Source organism: Streptomyces sp. NPDC043176 (assembly GCF_056436715.1).
This window is the reverse complement of the sequence record NZ_JBWKCA010000016.1, coordinates 78507-104818: the sequence shown is the minus strand read 5'-3', so window position 1 is coordinate 104818 and position 26312 is coordinate 78507. Positions and strand designations below refer to the sequence as shown.

Genomic DNA, 26312 nt, shown 5'->3' with positions numbered 1-26312 from the left:
GCCGCTCGGGCCTCCGGGCGGCACACTTCAGTTACAGACCTACGTACGGGAGTCTCACAGGCCCTCGTACGCAACACCGAGGATTAGGTAGTCATGGCCGGGAACAGCCAGCGCAGGAACCGTCGCACGTCCAACAAGAAGGGTGCGACGATCGGCAGCGGTGGCCAGCGGCGCAAGGGCCTGGAAGGCAAGGGCCCGACGCCCAAGGCCGAGGACCGCAAGGGCCACAAGGCATTCCGCGTCACCAACGCGATGGCCCGCAACGCGGCCAAGCGCAAGCCCGTCGCCCGGCGCGGCGGCAAGGGCCTGTCCGAGATGGTCGTCGGCCGCAACCCGGTCTTCGAGGCCCTGCGCGACGGCGTGCCCGCCACGACCCTGTACGTGCAGCAGTTCATCGACAACGACGAGCGCGTGCGCGAGGCCCTGAACCTCGCCACCGGCCGCGGCAACATCAACATCATGGAAGCGCCGCGCCCCGAGCTCGACCGGATGACGAACGGCCTCAACCACCAGGGCCTCGTCCTCCAGGTCCCGCCGTACGAGTACGCGCACCCCGAGGACCTCGCCGCGGCGGCGTACGACCACAACGAGGACCCGCTGATCGTCGCCCTCGACGGCGTCACCGACCCGCGCAACCTCGGCGCCGTCGTCCGCTCCGTCTCCGCCTTCGGCGGCCACGGCGTCGTCGTCCCCGAGCGCCGCGCCGCCGGCATGACCGCCGGTGCCTGGAAGACCTCGGCCGGCACCGCCGCCCGCACCCCCGTCGCCCGCGCCACCAACCTGACGCGCTGCCTGGAGGCGTACCAGAAGGCCGGCGTCACGGTCGTCGGCCTCGCCGCCGACGGCGACCGCGAGGTCCACGAGCTGGAGGAGCTGGGCGGCCCCGTCGTCATCGTCGTCGGCTCCGAGGGCAAGGGCCTGTCCCGCCTGGTCGGCGAGACCTGCGACTTCCTCGTCCGCATCCCGATGCCGGGCGGCGCCGAGTCGCTCAACGCCGGTGTCGCCGCGGGCGTCGTCCTCTACGAGGCCGCCCGCCGCCGCATGGGCTGACCCCGCACCCGGAGTGCACCCGGCCCCGGCCGTGGCGTGATCTTGACGGGCCTCGGACATTATCGAGCCGTCAAGGCAGTGTCCTAAACCCAGATCACTCGGTTAGATGAGTGTGGACACCAGAACGCCCCGGCCGGGGTTCGACGATCAGCCGGCGCTGAGCATGGTCAAGGTGGATTCCGATCCCGCCCAGGTGATCGTGAACCACGCCAGCTTCCGTGTGCGGCTCGCGCCGGCCCCGCAGCCCAAGTTCGGCGCCGGAGCCCGCACCGCCGCCCTGTCCGGAGCCGCCGCCGGAGCGGGCGGCCCGCGCCGCCGCCCCGTCGTGTGGACCGGCAAGTCCGCACCGGGCGCCACCGGCCTCCTCCAGGCCGTACGCGAGTCGTCCGTCTCCACGCTCGAACCGGTCGGCGGCCGCGGGGCTCACGCCGGCCACCCCGGCCACGACACCGGCGACACCCAGGCGATCCCGCGGATCGACACCACGATGCCCACCCCCGTGGTGCCCGCCGACTCCGCGCCCCTGCTGCCGCCGATGCGCCGCGCCGAAGGCGCCTACGACGACGTGTACGAGCTCCGGCCCGAGACCACCGAGCCGTACGACCAGGACGCGCCGCACACCCGCGCGGCCCATCGCCACGGCAACGACTCCGTCCGGCACGCCTACTACCCCGGCCGCCGGATGAACCTCGGCGTGGTGCTCCTCCCGCTCCGCGTCTTCCTCGGCTTCATCTCCATCTACGCCGGCATGGGCAAGCTCTGCGACCCCGTCTACTTCGACGGCGGCGAGCGCGGCTCCATGGTCAAGTGGCTCAACTCGCTCCACCCCTGGGCCCTCGCCGAACCCCTCCGCGACTTCGCCCTCCAGCACCCCGTCGGCGCCGGACTCACCGTCGCCTTCCTCCAGGTCGTCGTCGGCGTCCTCACCGTCCTCGGCCTCTGGCAGCGCGTCGCGGCCGTCGTCGGCGCCCTGCTGTCCGCCGCGCTCCTGCTGACCGTCAGCTGGAGGACCGTCCCGGTCTACGACTCCGCCGACATCATCTACCTGGCCGCCTGGTCCCCGCTGATCATCGCCGGCGCCCCCGTCTACTCCCTCGACGGCCGCATCGCCGGCGAGGCCTGGCGCACCCTCGGCCCCCGTGCCGACCTCTGGGACCTCCGCCGCCGCGTCATCCGCCGCAGCACCCTCCTCGCCTCCGTCGTCGTCGGCCTCACCCTCCTCGTCGGCTCCGTCCTCGGCGGCGCCGTCCGCTCCACCGAGATGGTCACCGTCCCCGGCCCCAACGACGACCCGATCAACCACCTGCCCGGCCAGCCGCTCCCCACCGAGCCGCAGCGCCGCGCGCCCTCCACGAGCGCCTCCACCGCCCCCAAGCCCGTCGAGACCAGCAAGGCCCCGGCGGAGCGGGAGGAGACGCAGGAGGCCACCCGGCCCACCGAGACCCGCCAGTCCACCCGGACGCAGAGCCCGACCGCGACCCAGGGCAGCGGCACCGGCGGCACCAGCAGCCGTACGCCCACCCAGTCCAAGCCCGCGCCCCCGCCGTCCAGCAGCGACACCCCCACCGGCACCGGCGGCACGTCGAGCGGCGGCACCGGCGACTCCACCGGCACCCCCACCGAGAGCGGCTCGACCTCCGGCGGCGCGAGGAACCCGATCGGCGGCCTGCTCGGCTGACCCCGGAGACGCACGGACACGACGGAGGGCGGCACCGCCGGGTGAGCGGCGCCGCCCTCTGTCGTGCGGCTGGGGGTCGCGTCGTGGGGCTGGGGCCCGCGTCGGGGGGTTGGGGCTCGCGTCGTGGGGCTGGGGCCGCGTCGTGGGGCTGGGGCCCGCGTCGTGGGGCTGGGGCCCGTGCCGGGGGGTTGGGGCTCGCGTCGTGGGGCTGGGGCCCGTGTCGGGGGGTTGGGGCTCGCGTCGTGGGGCCGGCGCCTTCGTGGTATGCGCGCCGCCTTCGTCGTACGCGCGCCGCCTTCGTCGTACGTCAGGCGCCCGCGTCTGGCTGCCGCCCGTGGGGTGACCGGACGTCAGGACCGCTGTGCGGCCAGCTCCTTGGCCGCCTCGGTGAGGTCCTTGGCGGTGTCGATGGCCCGCCAGTACGCCCCCTGGGGCAGCGGGAAGCCCGCCAGACGGCGCTCGCGCGCGAGACGGGGGAAGGTGGTCCGCTCGTGGTCGCCGAGGTCGGGGAGGAGGTCCGTGAAGGCCGCGGAGAAGACGTACACGCCCGCGTTGATCAGGAACGGCGACGGCGGCGCCTCGATGAAGTCGGTGACGTGACCGAAGTTGTCGGTCTCGACGGCGCCCCACGGGATCCGCGGACGGGCCAGCGCCAGCGTCGCGACGGCGTCCCGCTCCGTGTGGAACGCGGCCATCTCGCGCAGCGAGAAACGGGTCCAGATGTCGCCGTTGGTGGCGTACCAGGGCCGCTCCGGCTCGGGCAGGTGCGCGGCGGCGTACTTCAGGCCGCCGCCGCGGCCGAGCGGCTCGTTCTCGACGACCGTGGTCACCTTGAGGGGGAGGTCCGCGCCCTCGAGCCACTCCTGGAGCACCTCGGCGAGATGGCCGCAGGAGACGACGACGTCCGTCACGCCCTCGGCGGCGAGCCAGGAAAGCTGATGGCCGATGATCGGGGTCCCGGTGCCCGGGATCTCGACCATCGGCTTGGGGCGGTCGTCTGTGTACGGGCGGAGCCGCGAGCCCTGGCCACCCGCCAGGACCACGGCCTGCGTCGGAGAGGTGTGCATACGGGGAACGATAGGCGCCCCGTCCTGCTCGGGCCTCCCAGCGCGCGGGCCGCGGACCGGAGGGCGGCCTGCCCGCCCGCGCTCGGCCGGTGTCCGGTCAGCGCGCGGGCGTTCAGCCGGCGCGCATGACGCCGGTCGCGTACGAGGTGTCGCAGACCGGGCGGGAGAAGGACTGGGCGCGGGAGGGGCCGTAGTGCTCGACGGCGGCGCGGCCGAGGGCGCGGGCGATCGAGAAGCAGTGCTTGGCGAGCGACGGCCGGTTCTCCACCTCGCGCTGGAGGTGCGTGAGGGCCGTGCCGGGGTCCTTCTCCTGAAGTTCCGTGAGGAGCTGGTCGCGCAGAACATCCTGCGGGGCACGGGACTTGGCCCGGACGGAGACCCCCGAGGAGGACGCCGTCAGCTGGGTTCCGGAGTTCTGGCCGGCCCACGGCACCGCGGACACCGCGAGCGTGCCCGAGAGCACCAGGACGACGGGCAGGACGAGGGCGAGGGAGCGGCCGATTCGGCGGGCAGTGTGCGTCACGGAGGCGAGCGTAGCGGGCGGTAGTGATATGGCGACATTTAGTCACTCTCGCGAGGGATGGTTCGAGGCGCCTTTTCGAATCCCGTGTTGACGCGAGGTGCCGGTGCAGGCCCTGAATGCCTGGGTTTTCCGGGGTAAGTCCGCTGTGGGCTCCGCGTGGTCCGCTTAAACGGACGGCCCCGCATCTGCAACAGATGCGGGGCCGTCCGGCAGCACGTGAGCGCTCGGGGCGTCCGGGCGCTCAGGGGCGGGCGTGTCAGTCGCTGAGGCGGGCGCCCGTCGAGGTCGAGAAGACGTGCAGCTCTTCGGCGCGCGGCACGACGTGCAGCGTGGTGCCCTTGGCGGGGACGCCACGGCCGCCGACGCGGACGACCAGGTCCTTGTCCTCGCCGCCGACGCGGGTGGAGCCGTACACGAAGCCGTCCGAGCCGAGCTCCTCGACCACGTTGACGGTGACGGCCAGGCCGTCCTTGCCCGTCGGGCCCTGCACGTCGAAGTGCTCGGGGCGGACGCCGACCGTGACCGTGGTGTCGCCGTTGGCGGCCGCGGCGGCGATGGCGTCGCGGGAGACGGGGACGACGCTGTTGCCGAACTTCACGCCGCCGTCGGTGATCGGGACCTCGACCAGGTTCATGGCAGGGGAGCCGATGAAGCCGGCGACGAAGAGGTTGGCCGGGCGGTCGTACATGTTGCGCGGGGTGTCGACCTGCTGGAGCAGACCGTCCTTCAGCACGGCGACGCGGTCGCCCATGGTGAGGGCCTCGGTCTGGTCGTGGGTGACGTAGACCGTGGTGATGCCCAGGCGGCGCTGGAGACCCGCGATCTGCGTACGGGTCGACACGCGGAGCTTCGCGTCGAGGTTCGACAGCGGCTCGTCCATCAGGAAGACCTGCGGCTCGCGGACGATCGCGCGGCCCATGGCGACACGCTGGCGCTGACCGCCGGAGAGTGCCTTCGGCTTGCGGTCCAGGTACTCGGTGAGGTCGAGGATCTTCGCGGCCTCCTCGACCTTCGCGCGGATCTCCGACTTGTTCACGCCGGCGATCTTGAGCGCGAAGCCCATGTTGTCGGCGACGGTCATGTGCGGGTACAGCGCGTAGTTCTGGAACACCATCGCGATGTCCCGGTCCTTCGGCGGCAGATGCGTGACGTCGCGGTCACCGATCCGGATCGCGCCCGCGTTGACGTCCTCGAGGCCCGCGAGCATGCGGAGCGACGTCGACTTGCCACAGCCGGACGGTCCCACCAGCACGAGGAACTCGCCATCGGCGATCTCGATGTCCAGCTGGTCGACGGACGGCTTGGTCGCGCCCGGGTACACCCGGGTCGCCTTGTCGAAAGTGACGGAAGCCATGGTGATGTGTCCCTTCACCGGCAGGAACGTGCCGGACGATCCGAGTAAAGGAAGGATTCAGGTCTAGTCCACCAGGGTGAACCGCAAGTGACGCTACCTCCCCCCACCCGATCTGTCAGCCCTCCCCAGCCCATGAGATTCCCGACCCCCGCCCTCCCCCTTTGGTTACACTGCACTCGCTGCCTCCTTAGCTCAGCTGGCCAGAGCACCGCTCTTGTAAAGCGGGGGTCGTCGGTTCGAACCCGACAGGGGGCTCCAGGTGGGAAACGCGAAGACCCCCGACCGATCTTGGTCGGGGGTCTTCGGCGTAAGGCATGGCCGAGGTGGCTGTTGCGGGTTTCTCTGCCTTGTCGAGGCGGTACGCGAGTGCGGCTCAGGACGGTGTCTCCGGCGGGGGTGCTCGAACTCTGGGAGGGAGGGGGCTCCGTGGGCGGGTGCCGGCCGTGGAGTGTTGAGAGGGGAGCGGGGGCGAGCGGTCGGCGAGGTCGATGCAGGGGGTTGCAGCGCTCGACGGCGGGTGTGGCTCAGCCTGACGCCGATCGAAGGCCCGGGAAGAGGGTGTGTGCGCTCTCGTGGACGATCGACATGGCTTCCCGGCCCTTGAGCGGCGCCTTTGCGTCGATCGCAGGCACTGTGGCGCCCAGCTGTCCGACGAGGGCGAGATAGCCGTGGAACAAGGCGGTGGCCAAGGGGTTGAGCGGCGCGTCGGGCGGCACCAGGTCCTGGTCGAAGGCGGGAACCCTCTGGGCGGTGACGTCAGGCCAATCTTGCGGGTCACGCGGCTGGTCGAGGCTCAGGAGAGCGGCCAGGTCGGGGGCGTCTGCGTCTCGGGCCGTGAGGGGCGGGCCGAGGGACCAGCGTTCGCGGAGAGTGCGGATGACCGACGTGTGGTGGTGGACACCGGTGACGACGGTGCGGGCGGGCAGCCAGGCCGAGATCGCGATCGCGGGCAGCCGGACGCCGAGCCGGTCGAAGGTGAAGCCCATCTGCCCGGGCGGCGCGCCGGGGTCCGGGGCGACGGTGGCGGGCGGGGGCACGTGGTCGTACGTTCCGCCGTGCTCGTCGAAGACGACCATCAGCAGTGTGTTGAGCGCGTTCGACCCTTCCGTCGAGGTCGACGAGCGGACGGCGTCGTAGATCTTCGCCAGCAATGCCTCGCCGCCCAGCAGAGACGAAGGGGCGTCGAAGGGAACCCCCTGGAGCAGCGCCGATTCCGGCGGGTGCATGTCGTTGTGGCCGTGCCACAGGTTGGGCTCGATGAAGGAGTAGGTGGGCAGCCTGCCGGCGGCGGCGTCTTCGAGGAAGCGGTCCGTGGTGACGAAGTGGGTGGCGAACCGGTGACGCAGCCGCGGGCCGTGAATCAGCCCGGTGAACGGGATCGAGCTCGGTGCGTCCACGTAGACCCGCCAGGTCAGACCGGCGGCGTCCAGACGCTCGAAGATCGTCTCCGCGTTGTTCTCCAGCGGAAAGGTGGGGTACGGAGCGTTGACGACGAAGCCTGACGCGCTCGCGGCGTGGAAGAAGGAACGGTTGGTGAACGTCTGCGAGGGCACTTCGGCGAACCAGTGGTCGAAGGTGCCGAAGCCGCGTGCCAGTGTGGACATCACAGGCAGCTGGTCCGGGGTGTACCCCGCCATGATCTGCGCGTACTCGTGGTACTTGGGCTGTCGGCCCATCTCGGCCCAGAACGCGCTGATGTAGTCGGTGACGAACCCGTCCATCGTCGGGGCTCGCTCGGCCGGCGGAGTGTTGAAGGGGGCGGCCATCTTCTCGGCCAGCACTCCCCGGTTCCCCTCAGGATCGATCAGTCCGAAGAGCTGGGTGTTGACGTGCTGGTACTCCTCGCCCGGATCCGGGTTCGGCGTGTCCATCGTCTCGGCGATCCCGTACGGCACGGTCAGCCCGCCCGAGCGGTCCTCGGCCCAGTCCGGGATCGGGTTCGACAGCTCCTTACCGTGAAGGCCCTCGAAGGCCGCGACCTCACCCGGCTCGTACAGTCGTCCGAGCAGGTTGTCGAACGATCGGTTCTCGAACATCACCACGACCACATGGTCCAGTGCGCGACTACGGTCAGGGGTGGGCATCGGTGGCCTCCGATCCGGGTACGTCCCCCCGCCCGCACAAGCTCAACTCTTCTCCACCCCCAAAGGGCTGTCAAAGCGGGCCCCGACCGACGCCCGGCCGAGCCCAACCGCACCGCGAGGCGTCTTCCCCGGTCCGGCCCGGCCGCCGCCCGCACGCCTGACGGCTCGGGTTGATGGGGGGGGCATGAGCGGGCCTACAGGCACGGCAACCGTCACATGGCATGCGTGGCCGGGAGCGCTGCCGACTGCGGCCGCGAGGGGATGCCAAAAGACGGCCACCAGCGAGGGAGGGGTGGCCTCTTGCGCAAGGCCGGCCGCCTGCGAGCCCTGAGTAGGGCCGGACGCCGTACCCCCGCCGTCACCGATGACGGGCGCGTGAGGCGAACGCGCCACCGGGAATGGGCGAGCGGGGAGCAGCTGCTGCCGCGATGTGTCGCCGGCCGGTGGGGTCGCTCCGCGTCGGTACCGGTCTCGCTGTGGTGGATGAGCGTGTCGTCTCAAGGACCTGACCGGGTTGCCGGCCGGCGCACGCCTCCCTGATCATGCCGTCCTCAGGTCGGGCAGGACGCTGGCCAAAGCCGCACCGCCGACCTTGCTCGGAGAACGTCTTACGCTCCGTCCATGGCCACAGAAGCACCACATGCCGTCTGGTCCCTGGACGGATACAGCAAGAAGGACGAGTTCCTGCGCACGCAGCACCCCATCAGCCGGGAGCAGATCATCAGGCTCCGTGAGGTGATCACGCCGGATACGGATGACCCTTGGATGGTCTACGGCTACAACGTGCCTCTAGCCGTTTGGCCCGCCGTGGACGAGATTCTGCACTGTGGTCCGCCCGATCCGACGCTGGACTATCAGACCTCTGCCTACGCAGCCGGCTGATGGACGGGGTGCGCGGTCGGCGCTGGCAGGTCACCTCCTGGCCATCGACGAAGCCCGACCGTCGGTTAGGTCCCGGATGAGTCTCCGGGCCGCCCCCAGACAGGCCGGGGATGCAACCATCCTCTTCAGAGCTGGAGCCCCCGGAAGCCGACCGCGCGCTTGAGACCATAGAGGCCGGCACTGACAACGGGCCTGTGCGTGGTTGGCTGTTGAGCGCGGTGAGCGTCTAACCGCGTGACGACGCCGACGAACAGAGGCGGACGAGCGCGGACGCCTGGGGACTGTCAACGCAGGTGACAGGGACACCAGCCCACGGCAGCAAGCATTCCGAGTTGCTTCGGGACGAAGAGGTCCTCACTCAGTGTCTCAACGTCACGCTTCCGCCGGCGCGGCTTGCTCTCGTCGACGACATGGCGGCGTGGCTGAGGCCGGCGGGGCCGCGGCGAGGCATACGCGTGCGTGATCGGTCGGCGCACCCGCCATCGTGGCTGACTGCCGCCGGCTGAGGATCGGACACTCCCGGCGCAGGTCAGCACAGCAACCGCTACCAAGAAACCTGAGCTTCCAAGCTGAGGTACCAAGCGCGTCGGCGCGTACGAAGCCCGTAGCATGCCGCCCATGGTGACTGCGACTGTCCGCGAGTGGAACGACGAGGAAGGGTGGGGTGTGCTCGACTCCCCCGAGACCCCCGGGGGTTGCTTCGGCCACTACTCCGACATCCAGGCGCCCGGCTTCCGCACCCTGTCGCCCGGACAACAGGTGGACCTCAAGTGGGAGGCTCCGGGCTTCAAACAGGACGGATACGACTACCGCGCGGTCAGCATTGCGCCTCGGCGTGCCTGACATCCACAGCTGACATCAACAACGCTGGACGGGCACATACGCCAGCACCCCTGTCCGGCCGTCGCGTCCGTCGACATCAGCCGCCGGAGCAGGCTCGGATCGAACTTGTGAAGCGGGGGGCGTCGGTTCGAACCCGGCAGGGGGCTCCAGTTGCTCGAAACCGTCGAGCGGGAGTCGAAGGGGCGTCTCAGTCATGAGACGCGGGTGCGGATGGCTCAGGTCGAAGCGCTGTTGGCGCTCGCTGCTGCGGTGGGCGAGCGGGAGGTACGTACGGCACCTCGGTGACTCCGCTTCAGGGCCGAGCGCCTGATCCCTCAGGACGCGGTCGGGGGATGCAGGTAGGACGGGGTGAAGGGCCGGTGCCAGGTGATGCCCGGGGCCGGCTCTTTTGCGTGTGCGGGGGTGGGTGGGGCATCCGAACGCAGTAGTCGGGGGTGCGGGGGGCGGGGTGGGCCGGGAGGGTGGGTGCATGGGGATACGACCGTGGGTGGTCGTCGAGCCACCCGACCGGCGCGGTCTGCGCCGGATCAGCATTCATGGAAAGACGGTGGGGAGCGCCTGGTCTCTGCGCGAGCTGAGGCGGGTGCTGCAGCGTCTGGGGTATCCGGAGGACATGGACCTCGATGATCCCGCGCGGGTTCACTGGCGGGGTGGGGACAGTGGAGTCTGGCCGGATGAGAGGGGGTGGAGAAGGCGGGCGGTCATCGCCGTGATGCTCCTGGGGCTGCTGGCGTCGCTGGGGCTGCATGCGGAGATCGGCTGGGCTGACGCCCTGGGCGCGTTGACGTTCGCGCAGAGGTTGGTGGGGGTGTTGTTCCTCCTGGCGGGCGTCGTGCAGGGGATGGCCTTGCCGGCGGTGGTCGATCACTGGGGGCGACGGCAGGTGAAGCTGTCGGGGGCGTTGGTGCTGGTGGGCGTCTTGATGACGCTGGCCACGACGACGTTGCTGCTGTTCCTGTGGTTGCAGGAGCGGGAGTACATCGCCACCGTGTGGCTCTTCCTCGGATTGTGGTTGTGGTCGCTGTGGGCGCTGAACGTGTTGATTCGCGAGAAGGTGTGGCGGGGTATTCCGCATCCGAAGAAGTTCGCGGCCGGGGTCACCGTCACGGCCCTGCTGACGGGTATCAGTCTGGGGTACTCGATTCTTTACCAGCCGATCGCCGCGCCTCTTCATTTCGTGCTCAGGGCGGAGTTCGGGGTGCCGCAGACGGATGCCGATTCCCCTTACATTCATGTCCCGTTGAAGCTTTACGCGAGGAATGCCGGCGGGATTCCGGTGTATCTCGTCGTCGATGACTACACGGTCTTCGGAGAACTTTCGAAGTTCGCGGCGTCCGGTGACGGGATGGCGAAGTGGAAGGGTGACGAGGACGGAGGCTGGTGGAACGCGGAGGCGGAGGCCTTCGTGGACGGGTCCGAGCCTGAAGTAGTCGCGTCCGGGCAGTTCCAGGGTCCCGGGTCGACGCTGGATGCCGGGGAGGAGTTCAAGATGGAGCGGGTGATCACGCTCCCCAAGGAAACCAGGTACGAGACGCTGGACGCCGTTCTCCAGTTCGCCTTTCTGCGGCAGGACCGGGGGAAAGTCGATGACGAGTTCTATTACGACAATCTCTCCTGGATGGAGTCCGAGGGACGGTATTACTGCCCGCCCGATGACTGTGGCGAGCATGTGATCTATCACGGCAGGGTTCGCTACAATGCGAACCTGATCAACGTGACGCGCAAACCGCGGTACGTGGCGGCGTTCTGGTCGCCGGAAGAGGATCCGAGCGTCTTCGTGTCCTCGTTCAACTTCAAGAAGCAGAAGAAGGCCAAGTCGATCTACGACATCTACGAAGGCCTGGACGAAAAGGAAGTGGCCAGGGAGGCCGAGAGGTACGGACTGGGCTTCGTCTCCGTCAACTCGGAGGTGTCCGTCAAGGGGCTGTTGAAGCAGGCTCGGTCCTGAGGGCGGTGGGGCGGCCCGCACGGTCGGGAGCCGCCCCGCCCTCTCGTCAGCGGCCGCTCAGGCGGTTCGCCAGGGTTGCGATGCGGTCCGTGGTGGCGGTGTGGGTGGTGGATTCGCGGTGGTCGGCGCCGCGGAGGGCGGCGTACATGGTGTGGACGCCGAGCCAGCGAAGGGGTTCGGGCTCCCACTTGCGGACCTTGTGGTCGACCCAGGGGAGGGTGGTGAGGTCGGTGGGGCCGGACTGGCCGGAGTCCTGTTGGATGAGGTCGCGGAGGGTGCGGGCGGCGAGGTTGGCGGTGGCGACGCCGGAGCCGACGTAGCCGCCGGCCCAGCCGAGACCGGTGGAGCGGTCGAGGGTGACGGTGGCGCACCAGTCGCGGGGGACGCCGAGGACGCCGGACCAGGCGTGGTCGATGCCCACGCCGGCCAGCTGCGGGAAGAAGCGGACGAGGATGTCGCGGAGGGCCTCGATGGTCTGCGGCTGGGTGCGGCCGTCGTTGTCGGTCTTGGAGCCGTAGCGGTACGGGACGCCCCTGCCGCCCAGGGCGATGCGGCCGTCGGCGGTGCGCTGGGCGTACATGTAGGCGTGGGCCATGTCGCCGAGGGTCTCGCCGCCCGCCCAGCCGACGGAGTCCCACTGGGCGTCGGTGAGGGGCTCGGTGGCGATCATCGAGGAGTTCATCGGGAGCCAGGTGCGCCGCTGGCCGGCGAGGGAGGCCGTGAAGCCTTCGGTGCAGCGCAGGACGTAGGGCGCGCGGACCGTGCCGTACGGGGTGACGGCGTGCTTGGGCTTGATCTCGGTGACCGGGGTGGACTCGTGGATCGTGACGCCGAGCGCCTCGACGGCGGCCGCGAGGCCCGTCACCAGTTTCACCGGGTGGAGGCGGGCGCCGTGCGGGGTCCAGGAGGATCCGACGGCGCCGGTGACGCGGACGCGGTCGGCGGTCTCGCGGGCGCCGTACAGCTCGCGGTCGGTCTCGCCGAACGCGGTCTCGGCGGCGTGGAAGGCCTTGAGACGGACGAGCTGGGCGGGGGAGAGGGCGACTTCGAGGACGCCGCCGCGGTGCTGGTCGGCGTCGATCTTCTCGGTCTCGCAGACGTCGAGGACCTCGGTGACGGTGGCGTTCATGGCCTGCTGGAGGCGGACGGCCGCCTCGTGGCCGTGCAGCTCGGCGTAACGGTCGCGGCCGGCGATGCCGTTGTAGAGCCAGCCGCCGTTGCGGCCGGAGGCCCCGTACCCGCAGAACTTGGCCTCCAGGACGGTGATGTTGAGGAAGGGGACGGCCTTCTTGAGGTAGTAGGCGGTCCACAGGCCCGTGTAGCCGCCGCCGACGACGCAGACGTCGGCGGTGGTGTCGCCGGGGAGCGGTTCGCGGGGCGCGGGGGCGCCCTCCTGCGCGTACCAGAACGAAATGCCGCCGTTGGTGGTGCTCATGTCTATCCCTCTTCCGGGTGCGTGGGCGGGACGTTACCCGGGGCCTTGGTCCCCTGGATACGGGTCCTTCGGCGGCGGTTCCCCGGCGGTGCCCGGCCCGGGTCCGAGGGTGCCGCCCCGGTGCGGATTTCGTTGTTCCGCAAGGACTTCTCCAGGCCCGTGCGCAGCGCCCGGCGCGCTGTCGCCACGGCGGTCGTCGCCGGTCTCATCGGCCTTGCGGCGATGGGGTGTTCGGGCGACCGGCAGCCGCCCGCGGCTCCGGCCGCGACGGTGACGGCGGCCCCCGCCGAGCACGCCGCCGTCCTCGCGGGGCTCCCGGCGGCCGTGGCCGGTACGAAGATCGTCGTCGGTGAGGCGAAGGCCCCGCGCACCGGCACGGTGTACGTCGCCCCCCGGCGCGGCACGGCCATCGTCACGGTGTACGTCGACCCCCGGTGCGGCACGGCGCTCGCGGCCGGGATGCTCGCGGAGGTGCCGGGCGCGGCGGCGCGGCTCGGTCCGGCGGGCGGGGAGCGTGGCCGGCGATCGACCCGAAGCCGCCGGCCGGGGATCCCGGGTTCGAGCTGCTGCCGGCGCTGACGGACCGGTTCGATCCCGATCCGGGCGAGCTGCTCCGGAGGTTCGACCTGCTGGCCGAGGCCGTCGACGGCCGGCGGCGCGCGGTGGCGTGGACGCTCGGCCGGGTGCTGCGGAACGGGCTGTGGGACGTCGAGGACGGCGAACCGGGACTCGACGACGAGCAGGTGGCGCCGACACGGATCCTGCTGGCCAGGAGGGCCTGCTCCGGGGCAGGCTGACTCCATGATCCGTACAGCCACGCCTGCCGACGTCCCTGTCATCTACGCCATGGTCCGCGACCTCGCGGAGTACGAGAAGGCCCTCGACGAGGTCCACGCGACCGTGGACCAGATCCACGAGGCCCTCTTCGGCGAGCACCCCGCGGCCTTCGCGCACATCGCGGAGACCGACTCCGGCGAGGTCGCCGGCTTCGCGCTCTGGTTCCTCGACTTCTCGACGTGGCGCGGTGTCCAAGGCATCTACCTGGAGGACCTGTACGTCCGTCCCGAGGTCCGGGGCGGCGGCCACGGCAAGGCGCTGCTGCGCGAACTGGCCCGCATCTGCGTCGACCGGGGCTACGGGCGCCTGGAGTGGTCGGTCCTCAACTGGAACAAGCCGTCGATCGACTTCTACGAGTCCCTCGGCGCCCGCCCGCAGGACGAGTGGACGGTCTACCGCCTGACGGACGGGGCGCTGGCTGAGCTCGGTGGGGCGGGGGTGTAGGAAGAGGGCATGGATACGGACATCGAGCAGCGCTTCCAGCGGATCACGGCCTTCATCGAGGCGCGGTTGACTCCGCTCTTCGACCCGGCGAACGGCAGCGACCACGGTTTCGGCATGGACGACACCTCCCGTGCCCTGCGCGCCACCCGCTACACCGTGCAGGCCGCGGCGGCCGTCAACGGCCTCGTGGAGAAGCGGGAGACGGCGCCGGAACTGCGGCAGATCGTCGACCAGGCCCTGGAGCACAACTGGGACGTGCTGCGGTCGGTCGCCCGGATGTGGGAGGACCACCCGGACTTCCTGAAGGAGTTCAAGGCGCACTCCTGGGACGTCGTCGGGGTGTGATCCGGGCGGGACGGGGCCCGTGCGGGGTGTGATCCGGGCGGGACGGGCCCCGGTCGGGATGTGATCCGGGCGGGACGGGCCCCGGTCGGGATGTGATCCGGGCGGGGTGGGACCCGGTCTCGTGACGTCGGCGGGACGGGCCCTGGTCTCGTGACGTCGGCGGGGCCTCGGCCCGCGCTCCCGGCGTCCTCCGGCGTCCCCGGCGTCCCCGGCGTCCCCGGCGTCCCCGGCGTCCTCCCGCGTCCCCCGTGTCGCCTCCGTTCCCTACGGGACCAGGACCACCTTGCCCGTCGTGCCCCGGTTCTCCAGGGCGCGGTGGGCGCCCGCCGCGTCGGCGAGGGGGAAGGGGTGGACGGCGGGGCGGAGGGTGCCGGTGGAGGCGGCGTGGAGGGCGGCGAGTTCGAGGGCGCGGACGTCGCCGCCGGCCTTCTGGATCATGACGGGGCCGAGGACGGACTCCGAGGTGATCCCCCGGGAGGCGAGTTCCTCCGCGGTGTAGGTGAGCGGTTCGCCGTCGTGGAGGCCGGAGCCGGACCAGCCGAAGACGATGTGCTGTCCGCCCTTGCCGAGGAGGTCGACGGCGGTGCGGCCGGTCTCGCCGCCGACCGAGTCGAAGACGACGGTGACCGGTTTGCCGAGGGGTTCGAGGTACGCCCGGACCTCGTCCGGCCAGTCGGGCCGCGTGTAGTCGACGGCCAGGTCGGCGCCGTTCTCCCGGACGAGCGCGACCTTCGCGGGGCCGCCGGCGAGGCCGATGACGGTGGCGCCGGCGTTCTTGGCGTACTGGACGAGCAGGGTGCCGATGCCGCCGGCGGCGGCGGGCACGACCGCGACCGAGTCCGGGCCGAGCTGCGTGAACTGCAGGATGCCGAGGGCCGTGCGGCCGGTGCCGATCATGGCGACGGCCTCGGCCTCGCCGAGGTGGTCGGGCAGGGCGTGGAGGCGGGCGGCGTCGGTGACGGCGAGTTCGGCGTAGCCGCCGGGGTTCATGCCGAGGTGGGCGACGACCCGCCGGCCCAGCCAGGACGGGTCGGTGCCCTCGCCGACGGCGTCGACGGTGCCGGCGACCTCGCGGCCGGGGATCGTGGGCAGCGTGGTGGGAGTCGGGAAGGGCCCGCGCGCGCCCTCCCGGAGCGCGGTGTCCAGGAGGTGTACGCCGGCCGCCGCCACCCGGATGCGGACCTGGCCGGGGCCCGGCACGGGGTCGGGCGTCTCCTCGTAGGCGAGGTTCTCCGCGGGGCCGAAGGCGTGGAGGCGGATGGCGTGCATGGCGGGTCCCCTGTGTCGTCGTACGGGCGCGTGAGCGGCTTGACGCGTACAGCCTCCGACCTCAAGCGCGCTTGAGGTCAAGACGGTCGTGGGGGGTGTGGGGGGTGCGGGGGGCGGGGCCGGTGGAGCGGCCCGGGCGGACGGCGCGGCCGCGGTCGGCGCGGAGGGCGAGGGAGACGGCTTCGACCGCGCTCGTGAAGGACACCTCGGAGAGCACGCCGGGCGCGGCCACCTGGTCGCCGACCAGGTACACGCCGTCGCCGCGGTCGACGGAGGGACGGTCGCGCCAGGTGGTGCCGGGACGGTCGACGGCGCCGGTGCGGCCCTGGGAGACGGACTCGCGTCGCCACACCGTGCGTTCGCGCCAGCCGGGGAAACCGAGGTCGAGGAGGCGTTCGGCGTGGGCGACGCCGTCGGTCTTGGAGGCGTCGGGGGCGAGGGGCAGCTGGGCCTGGATCAGTTGACGACCGGCGGGGGCGAGCGAGGGGTCCTGCGCGGTGAACCGTTCGATCCAGCCCGGCGCGTCCAGGTCGGAGACGACGAACGGATCGCCCTTCCGGGTCCGCAGCGCCAGATCGAGCAGGACCGTGCGGCCGCTCTCCCAGGTCAGCGACGGGTCGCCGAGCAGGCGGGCCGCGGCCGGCAGGGCGGTCGCGACGATCACGGGCCCGCCGTCGGCCGGCAGGGCGTCGACCCGGGACGAGGTTTCGACCCGTACGCCCATCTCCCACGCGCGCGCCGCCATCCGGTCGATCAGCTCACCCCACCCGCCGCGGACGTAGTGCGCCTCGGGCGGCAGGGACGCGGCGCGGTGCAGGCGTTCCTGCACGAAGCGGGCGGACAGGGCGCCCGGGTCGTGGTGGAACAGCGCGACCCCGCTGTACGCGGCGGCGACCCCGGCGGTGCCGGCCCCCGCGAGGCCGGTGACCCACGTACGGAAGTCGACGTCGACGGGGGCCCGTTCGGCGGTGCGCAGCGCCTGGCGCAGCAGACCCGGCGGGGGTACGCGCCGCAGCGCGCCGCCCCGGTGGAAGCGGAACCGGAGGCCCTCGGCCGCCGGCAGCGGCGCCAGGGGCCCGAGGAGCCCGCGCTGCTTCAGCCAGGTCCAGTGCGGACCGCCGGCGTACAGGGCGTGCGGGCCCTCGTTCGTACGGTACGGGCCCTCGGCGGTACGGGCCCGGCCGCCGAGGGTCCGGTGGGCCTCGTGCACCGTGACCTTCGTGCCCGCCTCGGCGGCGGTGATGGCCGCGGTCAGTCCGGCGAAGCCGCCGCCGACGATCGTGAGCTTCCGCATGTCCGTCTCCCTCGTCCAGGTCTCGTACGGGGGACGGGCGACGGGTCCGCGTTCGTGACATCCGGGCGCTGTCAGTGGCGTACATCACCATGGGGGCATGGCGACGACACGCAAGAAGCAGGTGACGGGGGCGCGACGGCCGGAGGTGCGCCTGCCTCCCCTCCAGCCGTACGACGGCGGCCTCGACCCCGACGGCGACTACGACGGGCTCGACCTGACCGGGCTCGACCTCACCGGCCAGTCCGGCGAAGGCGCCCGCTTCCTCGACTGCGCCCTCCGCGACTGCGGGCTCGACGAGGCGCGGCTGGCCAACGCGCGGTTCCTCGACTCCCTCCTCACCGGAGTGCGCGGCGTGGGCACCGACCTCTCCCGCGCGCAGTTCCGTGACGTCGAGATCGTCGACGCGCGACTCGGCGGCGCGCAGCTGCACGGAGCCGTGCTGGAGAGAGTCGTCGTCCGGGGCGGCAAGAGCGACTACCTGAACCTCCGGTCCGCCCGGCTCAAGGACGTCGTCTTCGAAGGCGTGGTCCTCAGCGAGCCGGACTTCGGCGGGGCGGTTCTCGAACGGGTCGAGTTCGTCGACTGCGTGCTGACCGGGGTGGACTTCTCCTCGGTGCGGCTCAAGGACGTCGACCTGCGGGGGGTCTCCCGCCTCGAGATCGCGCGGGGGGTGTCGTCGTTGGGCGGGGCCGTCATCTCCTCGGCGCAGCTTCTCGATCTCGCGCCGCTCCTCGCCGCCCACCTCGGCCTCCGCATCGTCCCCTGACCCCGGGGCCCCGCCCCCGCGTCGCGGTCTGCGCCCCCGCCCTCGCGTCGCGGGCTGCGCCCCCGTGCCCCTGCCGTGGCCTGCGCGCGTCCTTCGCCGGGGGCTGCCGTCCCCGTGCCTCCGCGCCCCGCCCGTTGTGGGCAATCGTTCCGCTGGGGCGGAACGGGTGGGCACAACGGACGGCGCCCTTGCCGGGCCCAGGCTTCCGCGCCTGCACCCGCACCACGTGGTGCGACGCCGTACCGGTGCGGGTCCAGGCACAAGGGGCGGAGGCGCCGCCGAGGGCGCCGTCCCGTGTGCCCACCCGTCCCGCCCAGCGGGACGATTGCCCACACGGCGGCGGGCGAAGGGCCACACGGCAGCGGGGCGCGGTGGGTGCCGGCCCGGGCGGGCGAAGGCCCACGCGGCGGTGGGGCGGGGCCGGGCGGGGGTTTACCGGAGGCGGGGGAAGCGGGACTGGAGGGACCAGATGGCGGGGTTGTCGGCGAGGCCTTCGTGCATGTCCGTGAGGTCGGCGATCAGGTCGTGCAGGAAGTCCCGCGCCTCGCGTCGCAGCTCGGCGTGGTTGAAGGTGATCGGCGGCTCGTCGCCGGGCATCCAGTCGGCTTCGACGTCCACCCAGCCGAAGCGGCGCTCGAAGAGCATCCGGTCCGAGGACTCGGTGAAGTCGAGCTCGGCGTACTGCGGCTGCGCGGCGCGGCTGCCGCGCGGGTCCTCGTCGAGTTGTTCGACGATGTCGCACAGGGCCCAGGCGAAGTCGAGGACCGGCACCCATCCCCAGGCTGTGGACACCTCACGGTCCGCCTTGGTGTCGGCGAGGTACACGTCCCCGCAGAACAGGTCGTGCCGCAGCGCGTGGACGTCCGCGCGGCGGTAGTCGGTCTGCGGCGGGTCGGGAAAGCGACGCGAGAGGGAGTAGCCGATGTCGAGCACGGACCGATGGTGTCACGCCCCGCCGCGCCCCTCGCACGGAGGACGTCGGCACCCGGCGGCGGGACCGGCCGCCGTCACCGCCTCGTCCCCCGCCGTGCTCAGTGGCGTGGCCGGGTGGCTCGGGCCAGGTGGGGGGCGAGCCAGCGCTTGAGGCGGCGGAGGGGCTGGAGGTGGTCGGCGGCGCGGTCGAGGCGGTAGTAGAGCTGAGGGGGGATGTGGGGGAGGAGGGGGGAGTGGCGTTGGCCGAGGAGGGCGAACATGTGGGCCGGGGGGAGGTCCATGTAGCGGGGGAGGTTCTCGTACCACTGGGCGCTGTAGCGGGCGGCGCTCTGGGCGGAGACGAGTTCGGCGCGGCGGCGCTTGCCGTAGGTGGTGAGGGCGGTGTCGAGGTCGGTGGGGTCGCGCAGGGCGTCGGCGAGGGCGAGGGCGTCCTCGAGGGCGAGGGTGGTGCCCGCGCCGATGGAGTAGTGGGTGGTGTGGGCGGCGTCGCCGAGGAGGACGAGGTTGCCGTGGTGCCAGGCGCGGTTGGTGAGGGTGCGGAAGGTGAGCCACTGGGCGGCGGCGTCGGCCCGGTCGCGGCCGATCAGCTCGTGCCCGTCGAGGAGGTCGTGGAAGAGCTTCTCGAGGAGGTTGAGGCTGTCGGCCTCGCCGCGGGTGTCCAGGCCGAGGCCGGTCCAGGTCTCGGGGGAGCACTCGACGACGCAGGTGGAGCGCTCGCCGCTGAACCCGTAGGCGTAGCACCAGATCCAGCCGTGCTCGGTCTCCTTGAAGGCGAAGCTGAAGGAGTCGAAGACCTTGGTGGTGCCGAGCCAGATGTAGTGGTTGCGGCCGTGGGTGACCGTGGGTCCGAAGCGGTCGGCGTGTGCTTCGCGGAGCACGCTGTGGACGCCGTCGGCGGCCACGACGAGGTCCGCGCCGGCGAGTTCGGGCGCGTCGGGGCCGGTGATGTCGTGTTCGAACTCCACCCGTACGCCGAGCTCCCGGGCGCGGTCGGCGAGCAGCCCGAGCATCCGGCGCCGTCCGATGCCGAAGCCGGCGTCGCCGTGGTGGACGGTCCGCTGGTCGCGGACGATGGCGATGCCGTCGGTCCAGGTCACGGAGGCCTCGGCGACCGCGTCGGCGGACTCGGGGTCGCCCGCGCGGAGTTTGTCGAGGAGTCCGGCCCAGTAGGTGACGCCCCAGCCGTACGTGGAGCCTTCGGGGTTCCGCTCGTACACGGCGATGTCGTGGGACGGGTCCTGCCGCTTCAGCAGGATCGAGAGGTAGAGGCCGGCGGGGCCGCCGCCGACGATCGCGAGCTTCACGTGCGCTCCCACGGAGAACCGATGCATGACACCGTGCGGTCAGGCAGTAGCGCACAGTAGCAGTGGGTGCGTGTCAGGGGGCGTCATGCCAGGGGAAGACACTCCTCTGGGGGGCGGGGGTCCTGCCGGTCGTGCGGGGCGGGACACCGTCACGGCAGCAGGCGGCGTTCCTTCGCGACCGCGACGGCGCCTGCCCGGGTGTCGACGCCGAGTTTGGCGTAGATGCGGCCGAGGTGGGTCTTCACGGTCGCTTCGCTGATGAACAGGGCGCGGGCGATCTCGCGGTTGCCGAGGCCGCGGCCGAGCTGGCCGAGGATGTCGCGCTCGCGGTCGGTGAGGCTGGGGCCGGCGGCGCCGCGCATCACGTCCATGACGCGGCTGGCGACCGGAGGGGAGAGGGCGGTGCGGCCCTGGGCGGCGGAGTGGATGGCGGCGAAGAGCTCCTCGGGCCGCTCGGCCTTCAGGAGGTAGCCGGTCGCGCCGGCCTCGATGGCGCGGGTGATGTCGGCGTCCGTGTCGTACGTGGTGAGGACGAGGACGTGGACGCCGGTGGGCGCGATGCGGCGGGTCGCCTCGACGCCGTCGATGCCCGCGCCGAGCTGGAGGTCCATGAGGACGACGTCCGGCTTCAGTTTGGCCGCCATGGCGACGGCCTCCTCGCCGCTGCCCGCCTCGCCGACGACCTCGATGTCGGGGGTGCTGCCGAGCAGGGCGAGCAGCCCGGCGCGGACGACGACGTGGTCGTCGCAGAGCAGGATGCGTACGGACATCAGGGCTCCAGGGTGAGGGGGATGGCGGCGGAGAGCACCGTGCCCTCGCCCGGGGCGGACTCGACGGTGAGGGTGCCGCCGAGCTGGCGGGCGCGGACGCGCATGGCGGGCAGGCCGTGGCCGCGTACGCCGCCGGGGGTGTCGGCGGGGTCGAAGCCGCGGCCGTCGTCGGCGATGTCGAGGACGACCTGGTCGTCGAGGTAGGTGAGGGTGAGGGCGGCGGATTCGGCGCCGGCGTGTTCGCGGATGTTGGCGAGGGCGCCCTGCGCGATCCGCAGCAGCGCCGACTGCACCCGTTCGGGCAGCGGCACGGCGGTCCCGTCGACCCGGAAGGCCGCCGACTCGCGGGTGGCGAGGCCGCGCAGCGCCTCTTCGAGGCTGCCGCCCTCGGCGAGGTCGGCGGGCGCCAGGTCGTGGACGAACCGCCGGGCCTCGGCGAGGTTCCGCTCGGCGATGGACTCGGCGGTACGGACGTGGCGGCGGGCCGTCGACGGATCGCTGTCCCAGGTCCGGTCGGCGGCCTGGAGCAGCATCTGCTGGCTGGACAGACCCTGGGCGAGGGTGTCGTGGATCTCCATCGACAGCCGCTGGCGCTCCGCGAGCGTGCCCTCCCGCCGCTCGGTGGCGGCCAGTTCGCGCCGGGTGCGGATCAGGTCGTCGATGAGGGCCCGCTGGCGGGCCGCCTGCCGGTCGGAGTACACGAACACCCCGGTCGCGATGGCGGCGACGGCGGGCGGGGCGACGATCAGGTTGGGGTCCCAGCCGCCGTGCGCGAGCTGCACCTGGGCGAAGACCACGAACGCGGTGAGCAGGGTGACCAGGCCGAGCGCGGCGCGCGCCGGGAGGGTCCGCAGGCCCGTGTAGAAGAGCGGCACGGCGCACCAGGCGAAGCTGGGCGCGAGGACGACGAGGACGATCCAGACGGCGACGACCGTGCCCAGCCAGGCGAGCCTGCGGGGGGCCGCCCGGGTGCCGACGACGGGGCCGAGGAGGTACAGGGAGGCGAGCGCGCCGGAGAGGGCGACGATCCAGGGGCTGCGGTCCTCCCAGGGGTGGCGCAGCAGGAAGCGGGCCAGCGAGGCGCCGAGGAGGAGGAAGAAGGCGATGTGCATGACCCGTGCCAGCCATCGGGTGTCCGGGTCCTGCTCCTGCCCCTGTTCCGTCGGCCGTGTCACCGTCCCACCTCCTTCTGCCCCTGACCTGGGGTTATCTGTCCATCGTGGCCCGCGGGGACCACAGGGGCATCAGCCGATCGGCTGACCCGGCCGTCCTCCAGTGTGCGCGAGGAGGGCAGCCGGTACGTGGACCGGCGGGACCCGGTCGCGACCACAGGATGGAGGGCAGAGCGAACGAACGTCTCCCGCCGCGCCTCACCTCACGGAGTCCCTCATGAAGAAGATCCTCTTCGGTGCCACCGCTGCCGCCGTCATCGCCGCCGGTACCTTCGGCGTCGTCTCCGCGAACGCCTCCGCCCCGGCCGCCGCCGCCCCCACCGCGATCACGGCCGACGCGGGGAACGCCGACCTCCGGCAGTCGACGCACCTGACGATCGAGGCCGCGACGAAGGCCGCGCAGGCGACCCTGGACGCCGCCGAGAAGGAGAACCAGCGCGTCTCCGTCGCCGTCGTCGACCGCAACGGCAACACCCTCGTCACCCTCCGCGGCGACGGCGCCGGCCCGCAGTCCTACGAGTCCGCCGTGAAGAAGGCCTACACCGCCGTCTCCTGGAACGCCCCCACCTCCGAACTCGTCAAGCGCCTCACCAACACCCCCACCCTCAAGGACATCCCCGGCACCCTCTTCCTCGGCGGCGGCGCCCCCGTCACCGCCAAGGGCGCCCCCATCGCCGGCATCGGCGTCGCCGGCGCCCCCTCCGGCGACCTCGACGAGAAGTTCGCCCGGGCCGGCGTCGCCGCCCTCGCCAACTGACCGACTCCCGTCGCCGCCGCCCGCCACTCACGCTTGTCACGGACACCCGTCACCGACGCCCCTGACCGGCGGCGGCGCCCGGACCCCCGCCGGGCGCCGCCGCCGTTGTCGTGTGTCCGCGGGTCCGGCCGGTGGGCCGCCGTTCCCGCGTGTCCACGGGCCGGTCCGTATGCGCCCGGTTCGGGAGGGTTGCTTAGGATCGGTACGTGACCCAGCGCAACCGGACCGGAGCCGCAGCCGCCCTCGTAGCCCTCGCGCTGCTCGCCGGCGGATGTACGGGGGTCACCGGCGGGGTACGCGGCACGCCGGGGGCCGCCGGGGTGCGCGACCCGTACTTTCCGAGGCTGGGCAACGGCGGCTACGACGTGGGCCATTACGCCCTGTCCGTCGCGTACGACCCCCGCACCGGGCGGATCGACGGGTCCGCCGAGATCACCGCCCGCGCCACCCAGGACCTCAGCGCCTTCAACCTCGACCTCGCCGGCCTCACCGTGGACGGCGCGACCGTCGACGGCGCCCCCGCCGCGTACAACCGCGCCGGCGACGAACTGACGCTCCGGCCCCGCGAGGAGATCCCGAAGGGCGCGGAGTTCCGGGTCACCGTCGCGTACGCGGGCGTGCCCGAGCCGATCACCGACGCGGACGGCTCGGCGGAGGGCTGGCTGCGCACCGCCGGCGGGGCGGTCGCGGTCGGCGAGCCGGAGGGCTCCATGACCTGGTTCCCGGGCAACCACCACCCCTCCGACAAGGCCGCGTACGACATCACGCTCACCGTTCCGGCCGGCCTCGACGCGTTCTCCAACGGGGTGAGGACCGAGCGCCGTACGGCCGCCGACGGCCGCGTCACCACCGTGTGGCACGCGTCCGAGCCGATGGCGAGCTACCTGGCGACGGTCGCGATCGGCCGCTACGAGACGGGGACGGCGACGGCCCCCGGTTCCGTGCCCGTGCTGACCGCCGTCGAGAAGTCGGTCACGGCGGACACGGCGGCGCTGCGCGCGGAGATCCCGGTGATCCTCGGGCGGCAGGAGGAACGGTTCGGGCCGTACCCGTTCTCCGCCGCCGGGGCGATCGTCGTGAAGGACGGACCGCTCGGCTACGCGCTGGAGACGCAGACGCGACCCGTCTTCCCCGCCGCGTCGTTCGACCGGACGACCCTCGTCCACGAGCTGGCCCACCAGTGGTTCGGGAACTCGGTCACCCCCGCGACCTGGCGGGACCTGTGGCTGAACGAGGGCTTCGCCACGTACGCCGAGTGGCTGTACACGGAGGAGCACGAGGGCGTCCCCGCCCGGACCCACTTCGAGCGGGCCTTCGCCCAGGACGCCAACTGGGCCTTCCCGCCCGCCCGGCCGCCCGGCCCCGGCAACCTCTTCGACCCGCCCGTCTACCAGCGCGGCGCGATGGTGCTGCACAAGCTGCGCGAGACCGTCGGCGACCCCGTCTTCGGCGAGATCCTGCGCGGCTGGCCGGCGAAGTACCGGCACGCCAACGCCTCCACGGACGACTTCACGGCCTACGCGGAGAGCGTGGCGGGGAAGGACCTCGACGGCCTCTGGGACGTCTGGCTCTACGGCGACGGGAAGCCGGCCCGGCCTTGAGCGGGAAGCCGGGCCGGGGAAGCCGGCCCGGCCCTGGGGCCGCCGGCCCGGCGCGTGGAGGGAATCCTGCCCCGCCCTCGACCGGAAGCCGGTTCGGCCTCAGGGCCTGTCTTGTCGATCGGCTCGGACCAGCGGCTTTCGCAGGACGACGCACGGGCGGCCGTGGGCGAGGTCCGGGCGGCGGGCGGTCTCCTCGTAACCGAGGGAGGTCCAGAAGGCGAGGGCCTTCGGGTTGTTCTCCAGGACGGCGAGCCGTAGTCCGGTGCGGCCGGCCGCGCGGAAACGGTCCTCGACGTACGCGGCGAGCCGGCGGCCGTGTCCCGCGCGGTGCTCGTCCGCGTGGACCATGAGGAGTCCCAGCCACGGATCGGGGTCGGCCGGGTCGGGGTGGCGGCCGAGCGTCACGGCGACGGCCACGAGCCGGCCCTCGGAACGGGCCAGCAGCACCTCGGCGGTCGGCTCGGCGAGGTCGTCGGCGAGCGCGGCCGCGACCTGCTCGGGCCGGATGTCGGACGGGTTTGGGAAGTCACCGCTGAGCTGCTGGAACTCGGCGTTCGACGCGTACAGCGCGGTGAGCTCGGTGAGCAGCGCGCCGGGGAGGGCGGCGCCGTCCTCCAGGGCCTTGGGGGCGAGGGCTTCGACGATCACGCGGACAGGGTAGAGCCCCGGCCGGGAAACCCGGCCGGGGCTCAACCTGCGTGCGACGGATCAGAAATGACGCGTAAGAAATGACGTGTCAGAGGTGACGTGCACGAGGTGACGCGCCGGAGGTTGCCGCGTCGGACGTGACGTGTCAGAGGTTGACGCCGAAGTCGCGGGCGATGCCCTCCAGGCCGGAGGCGTAGCCCTGGCCGACGGCGCGGAACTTCCACTCGGCGCCGTTGCGGTAGAGCTCGCCGAAGACCATGGCGGTCTCGACGGCCGCGTCCTCGGAGAGGTCGTAGCGGGCGAGCTCGGCGCCGCCGGCCTGGTTGACGATGCGGATGTAGGCGTTGCGCACCTGGCCGAAGTTCTGCGAGCGGTTGACCGCGTCGTAGATGGAGACCGGGAACACGATCTTGTCGACGCTCGGCGGGAGGGCCGCGAGGTTGACGTTGATCTGCTCGTCGTCGCCGCCGCCCTCGCCGGTGCGGTTGTCACCGGTGTGGACGATGGTCTGGTCCGGCGTCGACTTGTTGTTGAAGAAGACGAAGTGCGCGTCGGACGCGACCTTGCCGGCGGCGTCCACGCCGATCGCGGAGGCGTCGAGGTCGAAGTCGGTGCCGGTGGTGGTGCGGACGTCCCAGCCGAGGCCCACGGTGACGGCGGCGAGGCCGGGGGCCTCCTTGGTCAGGGAGACGTTGCCGCCCTTGGACAGGCTCACAGCCATGGAAAGTCCCTTTCATCGTGATGTCGTCGCCTGGAGGAACGCGTACGCGGCTCCGGCGGTTCCCGTCCGGTCTCCCGCAGGGTTTCCCGTGGGGTCCGTGGTGAAAACAGGATGACTCCCCTGGCCCACTCCAGGGAACATGGAGGGCATGTCCGGTCCGTATCCCATCCGCGGCTCCGTCTCGCTTCCCGAGGCCGAGCTCCAGTGGCGTTTCTCGCGGTCGTCGGGGCCCGGCGGGCAGCACGTCAACACCAGCGACTCGCAGGTGGAGCTCCGCTTCGACCTCGCGGCCACCGAGGCGCTTCCCGAGGTGTGGAAGGCGCGCGCTTTGGAGCGCCTCGCGTCCCGCCTCGTCAACGGCGTCGTGTCGGTGCGCGCGTCGGAGCACCGCTCCCAGTGGCGCAACCGCGAGACGGCGGCGGTGCGTCTCGCCGCGCTGCTCGCCGAGGCGACGGCCCCGCCGCCGAAGCCCCGCCGTCCGACGAAGATCCCGCGCGGGATCAACGAGCGGCGGCTGCGCGAGAAGAAGCAGCGCTCGGAGACGAAGAAGACCCGCCGGTCCCGCGACTGGGGCTGAGCGTCCGTCG

The 26312-nt window shown here is 72.2% G+C and carries 25 protein-coding genes and 1 tRNA gene; 13 read left to right on the top strand and 13 right to left on the bottom strand.

The annotated features are described in order from the left end of the window. The first annotated feature begins 93 nt into the window (after positions 1–93). Positions 94–1050, top strand: a complete 957-nt coding sequence (gene rlmB / locus AC067A_RS24920) for a 23S rRNA (guanosine(2251)-2'-O)-methyltransferase RlmB (protein ID WP_479244693.1) — start codon at positions 94–96, stop codon at positions 1048–1050. Positions 1051–1156: 106 nt separating this feature from the next. Then, positions 1157–2728, top strand: a complete 1572-nt coding sequence (locus tag AC067A_RS24915) for a DoxX family membrane protein (protein ID WP_479244692.1) — start codon at positions 1157–1159, stop codon at positions 2726–2728. Between the two features lie 350 nt (positions 2729–3078). Here the strand turns inward: AC067A_RS24915 and AC067A_RS24910 are convergent, their stop codons facing one another. The 3 genes from AC067A_RS24910 to AC067A_RS24900 form a co-directional block, all read right to left on the bottom strand. Then, a complete protein-coding gene (locus tag AC067A_RS24910; protein WP_479244691.1) occupies positions 3079–3795 on the bottom strand; it encodes a nucleotidyltransferase family protein in 717 nt (238 codons plus the stop codon). Positions 3796–3907: 112 nt separating this feature from the next. Continuing rightward, on the bottom strand, positions 3908–4318 hold the full coding sequence (locus tag AC067A_RS24905) for a hypothetical protein (protein WP_479244690.1): 411 nt from the start codon (positions 4316–4318) through the stop codon (positions 3908–3910). Between the two features lie 256 nt (positions 4319–4574). Beyond that, positions 4575–5672 (bottom strand): ABC transporter ATP-binding protein, encoded by a 1098-nt coding sequence (locus tag AC067A_RS24900; RefSeq protein ID WP_479244689.1) that lies wholly within the window; start codon positions 5670–5672, stop codon positions 4575–4577. A gap of 181 nt (positions 5673–5853) precedes the next feature. On the opposite strand from AC067A_RS24900, the gene AC067A_RS24895 reads away from it, so the two are divergent. Continuing rightward, positions 5854–5930: transfer RNA gene (locus AC067A_RS24895), tRNA-Thr, on the top strand. Between the two features lie 266 nt (positions 5931–6196). Here AC067A_RS24895 and AC067A_RS24890 read toward each other — a convergent pair. Further along, a complete protein-coding gene (locus AC067A_RS24890) occupies positions 6197–7756 on the bottom strand; it encodes an alkaline phosphatase family protein (protein ID WP_479244688.1) in 1560 nt (519 codons plus the stop codon). Between the two features lie 621 nt (positions 7757–8377). Between AC067A_RS24890 and AC067A_RS24885 the strand changes: the two genes are divergently transcribed. The 3 genes from AC067A_RS24885 (at position 8378) to AC067A_RS24875 (ending at position 11429) form a co-directional block, all read left to right on the top strand. After that, on the top strand, positions 8378–8638 hold the full coding sequence (locus AC067A_RS24885; protein ID WP_479244687.1) for a DUF7683 domain-containing protein: 261 nt from the start codon (positions 8378–8380) through the stop codon (positions 8636–8638). A gap of 618 nt (positions 8639–9256) precedes the next feature. Next, positions 9257–9481 carry a cold-shock protein gene (locus AC067A_RS24880; protein ID WP_033203862.1) on the top strand — a complete coding sequence of 75 codons (225 nt, stop codon included), beginning with the start codon at positions 9257–9259 and terminating at the stop codon, positions 9479–9481. 487 nt (positions 9482–9968) lie between these two features. Further along, on the top strand, positions 9969–11429 hold the full coding sequence (locus tag AC067A_RS24875; RefSeq protein WP_479244686.1) for a hypothetical protein: 1461 nt from the start codon (positions 9969–9971) through the stop codon (positions 11427–11429). Between the two features lie 46 nt (positions 11430–11475). On the opposite strand, the gene AC067A_RS24870 is transcribed toward AC067A_RS24875, so the two are convergent. Further along, the gene (locus AC067A_RS24870; protein WP_479244685.1) at positions 11476–12864 is read right to left on the bottom strand and encodes an NAD(P)/FAD-dependent oxidoreductase; all 1389 of its coding nucleotides are present in this window, start codon (positions 12862–12864) and stop codon (positions 11476–11478) included. Between the two features lie 120 nt (positions 12865–12984). On the opposite strand from AC067A_RS24870, the gene AC067A_RS24865 reads away from it, so the two are divergent. From AC067A_RS24865 to AC067A_RS24855, 3 genes are all read left to right on the top strand, one after another. Next, a complete protein-coding gene (locus AC067A_RS24865; protein ID WP_479244684.1) occupies positions 12985–13443 on the top strand; it encodes a hypothetical protein in 459 nt (152 codons plus the stop codon). Between the two features lie 222 nt (positions 13444–13665). Further along, positions 13666–14145, top strand: coding sequence for an N-acetyltransferase family protein (locus tag AC067A_RS24860; protein ID WP_479244683.1), 480 nt, complete (start codon positions 13666–13668; stop codon positions 14143–14145). A gap of 9 nt (positions 14146–14154) precedes the next feature. Continuing rightward, the gene (locus tag AC067A_RS24855; RefSeq protein WP_384902015.1) at positions 14155–14490 is read left to right on the top strand and encodes a hypothetical protein; all 336 of its coding nucleotides are present in this window, start codon (positions 14155–14157) and stop codon (positions 14488–14490) included. Positions 14491–14754: 264 nt separating this feature from the next. On the opposite strand, the gene AC067A_RS24850 is transcribed toward AC067A_RS24855, so the two are convergent. Next, positions 14755–15759: a zinc-binding dehydrogenase gene (locus AC067A_RS24850; RefSeq protein ID WP_479244682.1), complete on the bottom strand. Its 1005-nt coding sequence runs from the start codon at positions 15757–15759 to the stop codon at positions 14755–14757. Between the two features lie 61 nt (positions 15760–15820). Then, positions 15821–17053: a phytoene desaturase family protein gene (locus AC067A_RS24845; RefSeq protein WP_479244681.1), complete on the bottom strand. Its 1233-nt coding sequence runs from the start codon at positions 17051–17053 to the stop codon at positions 15821–15823. A gap of 97 nt (positions 17054–17150) precedes the next feature. Between AC067A_RS24845 and AC067A_RS24840 the strand changes: the two genes are divergently transcribed. Then, on the top strand, positions 17151–17819 hold the full coding sequence (locus tag AC067A_RS24840) for a pentapeptide repeat-containing protein (protein WP_479244680.1): 669 nt from the start codon (positions 17151–17153) through the stop codon (positions 17817–17819). Between the two features lie 432 nt (positions 17820–18251). Here AC067A_RS24840 and AC067A_RS24835 read toward each other — a convergent pair whose 3' ends face one another. From AC067A_RS24835 to AC067A_RS24820, 4 genes are all read right to left on the bottom strand, one after another. Then, entirely contained in the window at positions 18252–18752 is a 501-nt protein-coding gene (locus AC067A_RS24835) for a hypothetical protein (protein ID WP_479244679.1), read from the bottom strand. Positions 18753–18850: 98 nt separating this feature from the next. After that, positions 18851–20083: an FAD-dependent monooxygenase gene (locus AC067A_RS24830; RefSeq protein WP_479244678.1), complete on the bottom strand. Its 1233-nt coding sequence runs from the start codon at positions 20081–20083 to the stop codon at positions 18851–18853. Positions 20084–20205: 122 nt separating this feature from the next. Beyond that, positions 20206–20826, bottom strand: a complete 621-nt coding sequence (locus tag AC067A_RS24825) for a response regulator (protein ID WP_017242455.1) — start codon at positions 20824–20826, stop codon at positions 20206–20208. Continuing rightward, entirely contained in the window at positions 20826–22001 is a 1176-nt protein-coding gene (locus AC067A_RS24820) for a sensor histidine kinase (protein ID WP_479244677.1), read from the bottom strand. The genes AC067A_RS24825 and AC067A_RS24820 overlap by 1 nt, the downstream gene beginning before the upstream one ends. Positions 22002–22215: 214 nt before the next feature. Between AC067A_RS24820 and AC067A_RS24815 the strand changes: the two genes are divergently transcribed. Both AC067A_RS24815 and AC067A_RS24810 read left to right on the top strand, forming a co-directional pair. Then, the gene (locus tag AC067A_RS24815) at positions 22216–22755 is read left to right on the top strand and encodes a GlcG/HbpS family heme-binding protein (RefSeq protein WP_479244676.1); all 540 of its coding nucleotides are present in this window, start codon (positions 22216–22218) and stop codon (positions 22753–22755) included. A 206-nt stretch (positions 22756–22961) separates the two neighbouring features. Next, positions 22962–24356 (top strand): M1 family metallopeptidase, encoded by a 1395-nt coding sequence (locus AC067A_RS24810; RefSeq protein ID WP_479244675.1) that lies wholly within the window; start codon positions 22962–22964, stop codon positions 24354–24356. 99 nt (positions 24357–24455) lie between these two features. On the opposite strand, the gene AC067A_RS24805 is transcribed toward AC067A_RS24810, so the two are convergent. After that, entirely contained in the window at positions 24456–25004 is a 549-nt protein-coding gene (locus AC067A_RS24805) for a GNAT family N-acetyltransferase (RefSeq protein ID WP_479244674.1), read from the bottom strand. Between the two features lie 145 nt (positions 25005–25149). Beyond that, a complete protein-coding gene (locus AC067A_RS24800; RefSeq protein WP_479244673.1) occupies positions 25150–25725 on the bottom strand; it encodes a TerD family protein in 576 nt (191 codons plus the stop codon). Between the two features lie 139 nt (positions 25726–25864). Between AC067A_RS24800 and arfB the strand changes: the two genes are divergently transcribed. Further along, the gene (gene arfB, locus AC067A_RS24795) at positions 25865–26302 is read left to right on the top strand and encodes an alternative ribosome rescue aminoacyl-tRNA hydrolase ArfB (RefSeq protein ID WP_479244672.1); all 438 of its coding nucleotides are present in this window, start codon (positions 25865–25867) and stop codon (positions 26300–26302) included. The last annotated feature ends 10 nt before the right edge of the window (positions 26303–26312 follow it).

Bases quoted from the DNA above. Each gene is read 5' to 3' on its own strand.
- rlmB (WP_479244693.1), top strand. From the start codon at position 94: ATGGCCGGGAACAGCCAGCGCAGGAACCGTCGCACGTCCAACAAGAAG.
- AC067A_RS24915 (WP_479244692.1), top strand. From the start codon at position 1,157: ATGAGTGTGGACACCAGAACGCCCCGGCCGGGGTTCGACGATCAGCCG.
- AC067A_RS24910 (WP_479244691.1), bottom strand. From the start codon at position 3,795: ATGCACACCTCTCCGACGCAGGCCGTGGTCCTGGCGGGTGGCCAGGGC.
- AC067A_RS24900 (WP_479244689.1), bottom strand. From the start codon at position 5,672: ATGGCTTCCGTCACTTTCGACAAGGCGACCCGGGTGTACCCGGGCGCG.
- AC067A_RS24890 (WP_479244688.1), bottom strand. From the start codon at position 7,756: ATGCCCACCCCTGACCGTAGTCGCGCACTGGACCATGTGGTCGTGGTG.
- AC067A_RS24885 (WP_479244687.1), top strand. From the start codon at position 8,378: ATGGCCACAGAAGCACCACATGCCGTCTGGTCCCTGGACGGATACAGC.
- AC067A_RS24880 (WP_033203862.1), top strand. From the start codon at position 9,257: ATGGTGACTGCGACTGTCCGCGAGTGGAACGACGAGGAAGGGTGGGGT.
- AC067A_RS24870 (WP_479244685.1), bottom strand. From the start codon at position 12,864: ATGAGCACCACCAACGGCGGCATTTCGTTCTGGTACGCGCAGGAGGGC.
- AC067A_RS24860 (WP_479244683.1), top strand. From the start codon at position 13,666: ATGATCCGTACAGCCACGCCTGCCGACGTCCCTGTCATCTACGCCATG.
- AC067A_RS24855 (WP_384902015.1), top strand. From the start codon at position 14,155: ATGGATACGGACATCGAGCAGCGCTTCCAGCGGATCACGGCCTTCATC.
- AC067A_RS24850 (WP_479244682.1), bottom strand. From the start codon at position 15,759: ATGCACGCCATCCGCCTCCACGCCTTCGGCCCCGCGGAGAACCTCGCC.
- AC067A_RS24845 (WP_479244681.1), bottom strand. From the start codon at position 17,053: ATGCGGAAGCTCACGATCGTCGGCGGCGGCTTCGCCGGACTGACCGCG.
- AC067A_RS24840 (WP_479244680.1), top strand. From the start codon at position 17,151: ATGGCGACGACACGCAAGAAGCAGGTGACGGGGGCGCGACGGCCGGAG.
- AC067A_RS24830 (WP_479244678.1), bottom strand. From the start codon at position 20,083: ATGCATCGGTTCTCCGTGGGAGCGCACGTGAAGCTCGCGATCGTCGGC.
- AC067A_RS24825 (WP_017242455.1), bottom strand. From the start codon at position 20,826: ATGTCCGTACGCATCCTGCTCTGCGACGACCACGTCGTCGTCCGCGCC.
- AC067A_RS24815 (WP_479244676.1), top strand. From the start codon at position 22,216: ATGAAGAAGATCCTCTTCGGTGCCACCGCTGCCGCCGTCATCGCCGCC.
- AC067A_RS24800 (WP_479244673.1), bottom strand. From the start codon at position 25,725: ATGGCTGTGAGCCTGTCCAAGGGCGGCAACGTCTCCCTGACCAAGGAG.
- arfB (WP_479244672.1), top strand. From the start codon at position 25,865: ATGGAGGGCATGTCCGGTCCGTATCCCATCCGCGGCTCCGTCTCGCTT.